Source organism: Chlorogloeopsis fritschii PCC 6912 (genome assembly GCF_000317285.1).
In the GTDB taxonomy this organism is placed as follows: Bacteria; Cyanobacteriota; Cyanobacteriia; order Cyanobacteriales; family Nostocaceae; genus Chlorogloeopsis; species Chlorogloeopsis fritschii.
In genome coordinates this window covers 64806-76197 of sequence record NZ_AJLN01000066.1, presented here as the reverse complement: position 1 = coordinate 76197, position 11392 = coordinate 64806, and the positions used below count along the sequence as shown (strand labels likewise).

Sequence of the window (11392 nt, the reverse complement as noted above, 5' to 3'; positions counted from 1 at the left end):
AACGACTTGATTCTTGTTACAAATAATGTGTCATACCGTTTCACGCTAATTACGATACACATGAATTTTTTCCAGACGCGATATATCGCGTCTCTACACTGTTTGTATTTGTATCAGATTTTTTGTGAAATAGTATCAGCCTATGCTGATTTTCTAGAATTTCAAGTTGAGAACTGGTATATGTAAATTTAGGATGCGATCGCTTATTCTGTTCTAATACCAATTTAAAAAATGATTGCGACAGATGGATTCACCCAACCCGGAACAGAAGGCGATTCCAATTCCATTTTCCAAAATCCAAAATCCAAAATGGTATAATCTTTGCTGCCATTGCTAAATATGAAATAACCTTCCACTAAATTTAGTAGAAGGATGAAGTGAATAATTGAGTTAAAAGCTAACTACTAAACTACGCACCAACGGCTTCTTTAGCAGCATATAACACTTCAGTTGTTATATCTTTAATACCTCGCTCACGAGCAAATTTCTCTGTGTTGCGCTTCACTTTTCCACGAACAAAACCAGGTATTTTGTTCAATTCTGCTAGTCCATCTTTTGTCCAATTGAGGTCAGATTCTGCAGAAATTCCTTTAGTAATTACTTCCTTAGTATCGTGTCCACCAAAGATTTCTAACAGATGATCTTCCATTCCTAAAGTGAAGGAATTATAGATCAAGTCTGTAATTTGATTGGTACCTTCATAACCCAGGAATGGTTTATAACCAATGGGGAAGTTTTGGACGTGAATTGGTGCAGCAATTACACCGCAAGGAATATTTAAGCGCTTACCAACGTGACGTTCCATTTGCGTGCCGAAGATGGCAGAAGGTTCGACACGAGCGATCGCATCCCCAATTGCACCGTGATCGTCGGTAATAATCACTTCGTCACAGTACTCGCTTACCTGTTCTCTGAACCAGTCTGCATCGTATTTACAGTAGGTTCCAGCCCAAACAACATGAATGCCCATTTCTCGTGCCAAAATTTTGGTTATGGCTGCGGCATGGGTATTATCACCAAAAACTACAGCTTTCTTGCCAGTCAAGTTCTGACAGTCGATGGAGCGGGAAAACCATGCAGCTTGGGAGACGTGCAGGGTTTGCTCGTTAATAAAGTCTTCGTAGTCTACATTAGCGCCTTGCTCGTTAATTACCTGCTGAATTTTGCGGATGCAACGAGCAGTTTCCACTACACCCATTGGGGTGATGTTAATGTAGGGGGTTCCGAATTCTTGTTCGAGGTAATTAGCTGCCATTAAACCAAGTTCGCGGTATGGCACGAGGTTAAACCAAGCGCGAGGCAGATTCTTCAATTCGTGTACAGAAGCACCTTCCGGAATCACAGCATTGACTTCAATACCCAAGTCTGCCATCAGCCTCTTTAATTCGGTGCAGTCGTGCTGATTGTGGAAGCCAAGGGTAGAAATACCAATAATGTTAACAGAAGGCTTTTCGGTTTTGCTTTGCGGTAGTTCGCCTCTCTTGCGGGCTTTCTCAATGTAGTATTGAACGATTTGATGCAAAGTGCGATCGGCTGCTTGCAGTTCGTTGACGCGGTAATGGTTCACATCCGCTAGTATCACGTCTGCTTTGGCTTCTATCTTCGCCCGCTCGACAAAATTGTGCAGATCTTCTTGCAAAATGCTGGAGGTGCAAGTAGGAGTGAGAACAATTAAATCGGGAGTTTCCTCCTTATCCTTGCGGGTAATGTTGTCCACCACTTTTTCTTGGGAACCACGTGCCAAAACGTTACGATCAACGATACTGGCTGTTACCGGGGTGAAGTTCCGCTCCCGCTCAAGCATGGAACGCATGACGTTAAAATAGTCATCGCCAAGGGGCGCGTGCATAATAGCATGAACGTTTTTAAAAGAACTGGCAACCCGCAGAGTGCCGATGTGGGCTGGGCCTGCATACATCCAGTAAGCCAATTTCATTCGGTGTTCTCCCTGTTAATCAAACGAAGTATGTCCGAATTAGAGGTGGACAATGATTGCTTGATTATTAAATCGTTTTTGATTGTCTCAAAAGTTGCAGAGCGGAAGAAGTAGGGGTTTTGTAGCTTTTCATTCCCTGCTAATTCCTGAAACGCTCTCGCTGCCTGGGATTGGGCGTTTGATTAAAACAACATTTCTGTTGTTAAAGTGATATTAAACTTAATGTATTGGCAAATTTCTTATAAATTTATAACCGAACAAAGGCAGAGGGCAGAGAGAAGTTTGTAGACGCCGGAGGCGTCTTCCCGTAAGGGTGCGGAGGTTTCCTCCGAAAGCGTTGCTCCTCCACAAGGAGGCTCAAAGCTTCGGAGAGGCAGTAGGCAGAAGAGAAGAATTAGTTCTTGCCTGCTAGCTCACTATTTAGATTGAAAGAGCCAGATTGCCCAGTTCTCGTTACCAGGTTCAACCTGGTAACGAAGATTTCGAGGCTTTGCCTCCTGTTTGCTCGCAGCTTATACAGACACCAAACGACGCAAAGATTCAGCCCGACGTTTGGCTATGGAATTTTTTGGATCGTATTTAAGTGCTTCTTCGTAACTTTGCAATGCCTGAACGTTTAATTTTTTCTTCTCGTAGGCATGAGCAATATTATTGAGCGCTGTTACATAATCAGGTTTGGATTTCAGTGCTTCCTTGTAATTACGAATTGCTAAATCATACTGTTCTTGAGCAAAGTAAGCGTAACCCAACCCATTGTAGATAGCAGCGATATTTTCTTCTCCCTCTTCTTCTGCAGCTTTGAGAGCTTTTTGAAAAAGGGTAATAGCTTGAGAGTAAACTTTTTTTTCAGTATAGATACTACCTAATTCGTAATACTCTTGAGCCGTACCCTGTTCTTTTGTCAGTTTTTTTCGCAACCGTGAAAAGGAGCTTTCTAGCTTGCGAGTTTTGAAAATTTGACGAAAAACATTGATAAAGGTGAACAAAAGCAAACCCACCAAAATTGAGAGATAAATAACCGCTAAATTACTATCCATTGCCTTTATTAAACATCTCTTCTCTATTTATTATCAGGTAATGTTCACGAGATTGCTTGGAGTGCTTTACAACTGTTTCCAAAGCACAGGTTCACTTTGCTTAATGTGTATTCGCGAAAAAATGGGATGGAGACAAACCCCATTTTTTCGTAGAAGCGATAAAGCTAAATGGCTGCGGAATAAGCTAATTATTGTGCGTGAAGAATGGCTTGTTTGCAGGTCGCTACAGATACTGTGTAAGCTGCTCCTAACTGGGAATTATAAGTTGCTGCCCTATATTAATGCGATCAGGATCGGCAATACCGTTAGCCTGCACAATCCTATCGTACTGGCTACCATCTCCATAGAATCTTGCCGCTATTTCCCATAAAGTGTCACCAGGTTGAACAGTATATGTTCTATGTTCATAAGAGCCTGAATCGGGAATTATAAGTTGCTGCCCTATATTAATGCGGTCAGGATCGGCAATACCGTTAGCCTGCGCAATCCTATCATACTGGCTACCATCTCCATAGAATCTTGCCGCTATTTCCCATAAAGTGTCACCAGGTTGAACAGTATACCTACGGCTCATAAAATCCTCCTTTACAAAAAGAGATTTATTAAACACTTTGTGTCTTGAGAACTAAAACCTTTTGGATCATTAGCTCTAGTCAATTTGACTAATTGCATTAGATTATCTCTACGTTTTTTTAATCGGCGCTCATCCGTGAAGCCAATTTAAGTTTATGAACTAGTATCCTATCTCTCTCCTCAAAATACCTTCATCTATTGCAAGCTTTTGGTCTAATCCAGCTGGAGTCAGTTTAAATAATACACTACAACTTTGAAATGACTTTGACTCTTTTAATCCTCCAATTGAAGATGCAACCTCCGTTGCTCTTACACCAAATGTAAGAGATACAGGAATATTTTCTCCTGATACATTCACCCTATTCCATTCTTGATGGTAATGAGTGCCATTTGTAGAACAAGAATGTGTATCAACCATCCACCCACTTTCAGCGTGAAGCGTTGTCTCCGCTTTACTTTCTCCCGTTGTGAAGGGATTTCCATTATCAGTTTGAGTTACTACTAGTTGATCTTTTATCTCAATTCTAGCCCCTGCCCATTGACCTCTTCTTGCATTGATTGCATTATCTATAAGCAGTTGACGTTCTCTTTGTCTCCTTGCCATAGCATCTTGAAAATTTAAATTACCAGCAGCAATATCATTATTAATTTTGTTATCAATTGCTTGTGCTTGTTGCTTAATATTTTGAGCAAAAGAATTGATTGAGTCAGGAAATGAGATTTCCTTTCGCTCAGCCATGATTGCTTCCTTTTTTAAGAATTTTTGCTATGTGCTAAGACAAGAGTTACTAAATCTCGTCTTAGCATCTCAATAAACTATAGCCTTAATCACTTATTCTATTTTGTGCTTTTAAAAAAACGTCATTATAATTGTTAAAAAGCGTTATCAAGATCAAGCTTAAACCACTTGAAGCCGCAATTAACCTCCACATCGAAAATCTTTGAAAGCTTCAACTGACAGGAATTTTCAGCCTTAATTTCCCTTTACGGACGGAGCTCTGCTCAATGCCGCATCGGTTCTGTAACCAGCCTTGCGATGCGAACAACGCTCAAAAACAGCATTTCAAAATTCTCTATCCACATTTCATCGGAAATGGATAGTAAATCTGGGCGGGGTGGATCTCCAAAGCTATTTACCACTGCATCAATGCGACCGAAGTTTGCTAGTGTTGTCTCTACTAATTGCTGCAAATCTCGGAAATTGGTGATGGAACCCTGAGTAGCTATACCGCTCAACTCTAAAGCTAATTCCAAGATGCTTTTACTTCGCGCTAGGAGTGAAACCTTGTAGCCCTGTGCTGCTAGCTCTCGCGCACAACCTGCTCCGATGCTCCGACTTGCAGCCGTAATAATCGCAACTTTTTGTGAATTCATACCAGCAACTTCACTCTAGACATTTACGGGTGTTCAGATCCCCGACTTTTTGAAAAAGTCGGGGATCTATAAACTCCTAACTCCTAATTTTTAACTCCGATGATGGCAAACCCCAATATTGAGCGCGTTGCTGGAGCCAACCTGCTTCTAAATAACGAGCGATCGCACTATTTATTTGTCGTCGCAGTGGATCGTACTGCAATCCCTTAGGCATGACTACAGATAAGGGTTCGGTTGATAATTTGGTAGAGAGCAACCGATATTGAGGATATTGTTGCACCCAACCACTCAGGATGCTACCATCGGCAGCAAAAGCAATTGCTCCATTACTTTCTAAGAGCGATCGCGCCTGGTGATAAGACTTAACACCCACTAATTCTGCTTGGGGCAAATAGTACCTGACTGTGGCGATCGTACTGGAGTGTTCGAGAACAGCAATTTTTTGTTTTGCCAAGTCGCTTAATCGCTGCACAGAGCTATCTTTTGTGATTAATCTAGTTCCATCAAAGTAATAAGGCAGACTAAAACTCACTAAGCGAGCGCGTGACTCTGTTGCTGTAACTCTAGCGATGGCAATGTCAACTTTATTGTCTAATACTTTTGAGAGGCGATCGCGATTTGCTACAGGCTGCAATTTCACAGCATTAGCTTTGCCCAGCAAATCACTTGCCAAGGCTTTTGCTAAATCAATTTCTAAACCTTGTAGATTACCGCTTGCATCTCTAAATCCCAGTGGAGGCAAATTATCTTTAACAGCAACAGTTAAATAGCCCCGCCGCTGAATTTCTGACAGTTCTGCGGCAGTACTGGAAACATTAAAAGGTAAAAGGCAAAAGGCAAAAGTAAGCAGAAAAACAAGTATTCTATTGCGGGTACATCGCATTTTTCAAACACCAGGCGATGGAATATCGCGGCAATACAAACTAAGTCCGCAATACAAAGACTAATGATAGCTTGTCAAAGCAGGCTTTGTTTGTATAGAGGTAGAGACGAGATTTATTCCTCGTGTCTCCACCACTTGTAGGCGTTGTGCGTGCATTGCAATGCTCGCTCCTTCTACCTTGATCCTTTTACCTTTATGATTTAGCTTGGCTTGCCAATTCAGCAACTTTGCTGAAACCACCTGGATCGAGAACTGCCATTTGAGCCAACATTTTACGATTGAGTTGGACATTGGCTTTCTTGAGATTACCGATGAATTGACTGTAACTCATACCATGTTGGCGTACAGCAGCATTGATACGGGTAATCCAAAGGCGACGGAAATCACGCTTGCGTTTTTTGCGATCGCGATAAGCATTCCGCAGTGCTTTCATTACTTGTTGGTTGGCAGTTCTAAACAGAGATGAGTGAGAACCGCGAAAACCTTTAGCGAGTTTGAGAATCTTTTTGCGGCGTTTGCGAGCAACGTTACCGCGTTTTACCCTTGTCATAGCTTAATTAATTCCTAAAAAAATTTACAAATAAGGGAGCATCAAGCGTACATTTTCTTCATCGCGCTCGTTAACAACTGCCATTTTGGAAAGCTTGCGCTTTTTATTAGAGGTTTTGTGTTCGAGCAGGTGGTTTTTGAAAGCTTTACGACGCACGATTTTGCCGCTGCCGGTAGCGCGGAATCGCTTTGCCGCCGCTTTACGAGTTTTAAGTTTAGGCATGGATGGATTGTAAAACGACACAATCTAATATATTACTACGTTTTTTATCTAAATTGGGAATTTATAGTATTTTGGGGAAAACAAGATGTCCTCTACGCTAGCAGATTATGTTTGCAGAGGAAGCAGTACGTCTTAGGCAGGTGCTAAGTGATGATTTGATTGTCAAGATTGAACATATCGATAGTACAGCAGTGTCAGGACTAGCAACGAAACCCTAATTTTCTTCACATTTATTGGTTTCGTAGCTCCAACGACTTCCTTTATCTAAGCACTTATCAACTTCCAAGAAATTTTTTATCCAAGGTAAAACTATCATTGATACCACTACAGCTAGTGTTATGTAAAGCAAAAATTTTACTCTGGTGCTCATAAATCTCGATATCTATGACAAGGGAAAATATTAGCTTGCAGATTCTTCCTCATGCGCTTATCCTCTGTAAAATTTTTATCGTTTAATCTTGATAAAAATCTCAAGTTAAAGTATTGGTTGTAATTAGCCAAATCTATTGTGAATAGCTCAATGAAGCGACGACAATTTATTCAAAGTATGCTAGCTAGCGCTACAGCAGCATCTGTGTTTGTCAGCCTAAAAAAGAAAACCTTAGCACATTCTGTTCCGTCACAGTTGCTTTATGGAGTGCGTGTAAATGCTGGCAAAGTAGAGCTATTTTCTTTGGATTTGAACACTCTTGAAGTTCAAGATTTAAGTTCTATCATTCCAGAAATCATATTGCAACCAAATGAGCGTTTAAGCAGTTTCACTGTTATGCTCGATGGTACGCTTATAGTTGCAACTGCTCCTGTCATGACTTTGCAACCAATTAATCCTAGTCGATTAATAACTCTTTCACCCTCAACAACTCTACCAAACTTACAAAGTCTTGACCAAAATAGTACTGTTGAGAGCCTTTGTGCTACAAACAATGGTGAGCTTTTGAGTATCATCAGCCGAAATCGAGGTATCCCACCATTTTCTTTAGCAAAAATCGACCAAGAAACAGGTGAAGTAAATTTCCTTGATGATCAATTAGCTCTACCAACAAACGCAAGATTTAGCAATCTGACTGAATGCCCTGATGATCATCTTTACGCTACTTATCTTGCTGGACAATCACCCACGAAAATGGTACAGCTATTCTTGGATGAAGGAAATTTTACTACTCTATCGCAACTGAGCTACGATGGCAGACTTCTGTACAATGACTTATTAGGTCAAGCTTACTCTCCATTAGATGATGGAACTTTTGTTCTAGCTAACCCTACCAATCAAGGTACTAATTCTCTATTCTGGGTAAGCGAAGAAGTGGGTGAGATGGAATTCATAACTGAATTTGCAGTAGATAAGATAGCGTTTGCTCGCTCATAGAACTAAAAGAAATAATTGAGTGCTGGAGCATATGATTACTCATGCACGCATCCGCTTCTTGTACGGCTGTGTGCAGAGAGTTGGCTTCTGTGTGGCTCTAGAGAACGAGAGTTAATCGCTTTATTCCTGAATTGAATAACCTCACATAGGCGTTTTCCCAAATCGCCAACAGTGTCAAAAAAATGCACGTCATCAGTTTTAAAACCTTAAGAGAATATGCAGAAATTCATGCAGATTCCAAGGAAGCTCTTAGCAACTGGTATAAAGTTTCTAGTAAAGCCAAATGGTCAAACTTAGTTGAAGTACAAAAAGTTTTTCCTAAAGCTGAACTGTCGGTAATTTTACGGTTTTCAATATCAAAGGAAATAAATACCGTTTGATTGCGAGTATAGATTACGAAGGGCAATTAATTTATATTAAATATATCCTGACTCTTGCTGAATACGATAAGAATGGAAAAATGTCCCTTACTTTTAATCCAGAAAAATATAAAGAATTATTAATTGCTTATCTTCCTAAAATTATCAGAACTGAAGCTGAAAATAAACAAGCTTTAGCCATTATAGAAGATTTAATGCACCGGGAACGCACTCCTGAAGAAAATGAACTATATCAATTATTAATTACTTTAATTGAAAAATTTGAACAAGAATATTATCAGCCTGATGAGCAGATTAATCCTCACTCTATGATCTTGTTTCTTTTAGAACAATTTGACAGAAATAGAGAAGATTTACAGGTAGTTTTAGGGTCAGAGAATGTGGTTAATCATATTTTACATGGAGAACAAAAGATAACCCCAGAACAAGCGCGAAAGCTAGGAGAGTTTTTTCATGTGGAGCCGAGCTTATTTATTATGTAGACAGCTACAGCACGCATCCGGGAAACTGCCGCTTCAATGCCGGGAAAACAGGACAAGGTGCTGAAGATTGTAAATTCTCTGGTTTACTCCAAGTAAAGGGTGCTTTCTGGGCGGCAGACATCCACAACAAACGCTTTGCCCGTGTCATCGCAACGTAAAGTAAACGGTATTCCTCGGCAGTTTTTAGGTATTTTGCTTGTTCCCAAGCTTGAGTAATATCTGGTAAAGTCGATTGTCCGTGCAGGTTGGCGCGAATTTGGGCGCGGGCAACTTCTGATAAGGTAAAGCTGCCCAAAAATTGACTTTGGGGAGGAACCCAAAATCTACCAGGTATCAAGTTTTCATGCAGGAAGGGGAGAAATACGTAGTCCCAGTCTAGTCCTTTAGCTTTGTGCATGGTGATAATAGTAAGCTGACCGCGACGCGTGTATCGAGCTTCTAAATCTTCTGTTTCTACAGGTTCAAAGCGCTCAGAACTGACGATTTCACTTAAGACACCCAACATTGTCCCCATTGAAGTGTTACCAGCTATTTGCTGATTTACTCTTTCTGCAAGTTTGTCAGCTGTTGCTAGTTCTGCTTGATCGTAATTTAAAGTTAAGGCAAGGAAAGGAATTAGCTGATATAAAGGCAGTTCCAAGCGAGCGCGAAGTAAACTTCGACATAAGCGTGCGGCTTTTTGGGCTGGTTCTGGTTGGGGCGCAGATAAGGGGCCAGGATACAAAAAGTCTTCTGGTACAGAGGCAAGGGCGTTAAGATCTTGAGTGGGAATTAATTGTCGCTCGACGAAGACTTCTAGAACTGCTTTGAGATAGTCGGGAGAATGAGGGCGATCGCAAAATTGCAGCAATACCAAAATTTCTTCTGGTACGTGAGAATGGCGATCGCGTTCTCCTACATCATAAAGTATAATTTTATGCTCTTTACAAATAGGTGACAGTGCTTCTGCCAACCATCTGCCTTGGCGATTTTCCCGCACTAAAATAGCCGCGCTAATACTTGTTGCGTCTTGGGAAAATAACTGAACAACTCTTTGGGAAAGCAACTCAACGGTGTGATTAATATCACGCGGAGTATATATTTCTAGTCCCCTTCCTACAGGTTGAGGATTCGCATCGGTTTGAGGATCATCGGAGTCAACAAGGCGAATTTTCTGGGGACGGAAGGGGGAGGAGGTAAGAGTAGGGGAGGCAGCGCCATGGGCGGGTTCCCCGACTTGTGGCGACTGCCGTGCAGTGCCTTGTGCTTGCCCTGGAGAGTAGGAGAGTGGGGACAGTTGTTCTCCTTGTCCCCTTGTCTCCTTGTCCCCTTGTCCTTTTGCGTTTCCATAAAAGCTATTCACCCACTCCAAAACAAAGTTCGCAGCATCGATAATAATTTTGCTACTACGCCCGGCTTGATCCATTGTTGCCAGCCTGTTTTGGATGTTGCAGTCTTCACAGAATTGACGGAAATAAATCGGATCGGCTGGGGTAAAGGTAGAGTTAATCGCTTGGTTAGGATCGCCGACACGGATTAAATTTGGTGGCTGGTTAGGGTTGTTGGGATCGGTGGCGAGAATTTCTAATAGTTTGGTTTGTAGCGGACTAGAATCTTGAGCTTCGTCTTCAAAAACGGCGAAAACTTGATTTTGCTCAATCCTGCGAGCGCTTTCGTTTTCTAGCACCCGCAGCGCAGCTAAAATCATGTCATCGTAGTCAATAAAGTCACGCGATCGCATCAAGTTTTGATATTGTTCGTAGAGTCCAGCCGCAACTCTTAAAATTCCATACTCATCTAGAGTTTGCTCACTTAACCGCAGCAAATCTTCTGGCAACAACCCAGAACTTTTTGCCTCATGAATTACCGTAGTTGCCAAGTCTGGCAAAATTTCTGTTCGCAGTACTGATTGACGACGCAATCTTTCCGTTTCTTCGCCGTCAAATTGTATACCTTCAATCAAGCGAGAATAACGCTCTGGATGCCTAGCAATCCATTGTTCTACAGCAGTACGAATGAAGCGATGACCTTGGGTGGGAGTAATTAATGTTACATTTTCTAACTGCAAGCCAGATAAATCGGGATGGCGACTGGCAATATTCAACGCCAAACCGTGCAACGTATAAACAACAAACCCACTGGGCGGTAAAGATAATTCCTTGAGGTTTTTGCGGATTTTAGCTTTAATATTAGCGGCGGCAGAGCGAGTAAAGGTAACAACTATCAATTGCCGTCGTCGTTCAGACAAGCCCAAAGCAGAACGCTGATATTGACGAGCGATCGCAATTGCTGCTGCTGCTGCCATACCCGTAGATTTACCAGCACCAGGAACCGCAGAGACAGCCAACTGTCCAGAGTGCCAATCAGCCATTTGTTGCTGTCCAGGGCGCAGGCTATTGCGAATATTTAATATAGCTGTCTCCCTCAGAGAAGACAAATCAGATGGAAGAGATTCTTTAACCGTAGGTTCTTGAGGCACGGGATATTTAAAAGTAGCGTCTTATTAAAATTTTAGATTTTAGATAAGAAAGTGGTTAGTAGGAGTGGGTTTTATTGGACTTCTTGCATTCGCACATAGTTTAGTAGAACAAGCTTTGATTCGGCAAGAAG

The 11392-nt window shown here is 41.5% G+C and carries 13 protein-coding genes; 4 read left to right on the top strand and 9 right to left on the bottom strand.

Going from position 1 to position 11392, the window contains the following annotated elements; translation table 11 throughout:
- Positions 1 to 409 precede the first annotated feature (409 nt).
- The 8 genes from bchB to rpmI all read right to left on the bottom strand — a co-directional run bounded on the left by bchB (position 410) and on the right by rpmI (position 6575).
- A complete protein-coding gene (gene bchB, locus UYC_RS0111645) occupies positions 410 to 1936 on the bottom strand; it encodes a ferredoxin:protochlorophyllide reductase (ATP-dependent) subunit B (protein WP_016878784.1) in 1527 nt (508 codons plus the stop codon).
- Between the two features lie 512 nt (positions 1937 to 2448).
- A complete protein-coding gene (locus UYC_RS0111640) occupies positions 2449 to 2973 on the bottom strand; it encodes a tetratricopeptide repeat protein (RefSeq protein WP_016878786.1) in 525 nt (174 codons plus the stop codon).
- 247 nt (positions 2974 to 3220) lie between these two features.
- The gene (locus tag UYC_RS0111635) at positions 3221 to 3547 is read right to left on the bottom strand and encodes a LysM peptidoglycan-binding domain-containing protein (protein WP_016879520.1); all 327 of its coding nucleotides are present in this window, start codon (positions 3545 to 3547) and stop codon (positions 3221 to 3223) included.
- A gap of 159 nt (positions 3548 to 3706) precedes the next feature.
- Positions 3707 to 4285, bottom strand: a complete 579-nt coding sequence (locus UYC_RS0111630; protein ID WP_016878789.1) for a hypothetical protein — start codon at positions 4283 to 4285, stop codon at positions 3707 to 3709.
- 263 nt (positions 4286 to 4548) lie between these two features.
- Positions 4549 to 4920 carry an SDR family NAD(P)-dependent oxidoreductase gene (locus UYC_RS0111625; RefSeq protein ID WP_016878791.1) on the bottom strand — a complete coding sequence of 124 codons (372 nt, stop codon included), beginning with the start codon at positions 4918 to 4920 and terminating at the stop codon, positions 4549 to 4551.
- Positions 4921 to 4996: 76 nt separating this feature from the next.
- Positions 4997 to 5803, bottom strand: a complete 807-nt coding sequence (locus UYC_RS0111620; protein ID WP_016878793.1) for a transporter substrate-binding domain-containing protein — start codon at positions 5801 to 5803, stop codon at positions 4997 to 4999.
- A 193-nt stretch (positions 5804 to 5996) separates the two neighbouring features.
- Complete coding sequence (gene rplT / locus UYC_RS0111615; RefSeq protein ID WP_016878794.1) at positions 5997 to 6353, bottom strand: 50S ribosomal protein L20; 357 nt, start codon at positions 6351 to 6353, stop codon at positions 5997 to 5999.
- Between the two features lie 24 nt (positions 6354 to 6377).
- On the bottom strand, positions 6378 to 6575 hold the full coding sequence (rpmI, locus tag UYC_RS0111610) for a 50S ribosomal protein L35 (protein ID WP_016878795.1): 198 nt from the start codon (positions 6573 to 6575) through the stop codon (positions 6378 to 6380).
- 107 nt (positions 6576 to 6682) lie between these two features.
- Between rpmI and UYC_RS36495 the strand changes: the two genes are divergently transcribed.
- The 4 genes from UYC_RS36495 (at position 6683) to UYC_RS0111585 (ending at position 8803) form a co-directional block, all read left to right on the top strand.
- Entirely contained in the window at positions 6683 to 6793 is a 111-nt protein-coding gene (locus UYC_RS36495; protein ID WP_016878797.1) for a GrpB family protein, read from the top strand.
- A gap of 302 nt (positions 6794 to 7095) precedes the next feature.
- A complete protein-coding gene (locus UYC_RS0111595; RefSeq protein ID WP_016878800.1) occupies positions 7096 to 7941 on the top strand; it encodes a hypothetical protein in 846 nt (281 codons plus the stop codon).
- Positions 7942 to 8123: 182 nt separating this feature from the next.
- Positions 8124 to 8321 carry a type II toxin-antitoxin system HigB family toxin gene (locus UYC_RS39450; protein WP_162139002.1) on the top strand — a complete coding sequence of 66 codons (198 nt, stop codon included), beginning with the start codon at positions 8124 to 8126 and terminating at the stop codon, positions 8319 to 8321.
- Complete coding sequence (locus UYC_RS0111585) at positions 8318 to 8803, top strand: type II toxin-antitoxin system HigB family toxin (protein WP_016878806.1); 486 nt, start codon at positions 8318 to 8320, stop codon at positions 8801 to 8803. The genes UYC_RS39450 and UYC_RS0111585 overlap by 4 nt, the downstream gene beginning before the upstream one ends.
- A gap of 4 nt (positions 8804 to 8807) precedes the next feature.
- Here the strand turns inward: UYC_RS0111585 and UYC_RS0111580 are convergent, their stop codons facing one another.
- On the bottom strand, positions 8808 to 11261 hold the full coding sequence (locus UYC_RS0111580; protein WP_016878807.1) for an ATP-dependent helicase: 2454 nt from the start codon (positions 11259 to 11261) through the stop codon (positions 8808 to 8810).
- Positions 11262 to 11392: the final 131 nt, after the last annotated feature.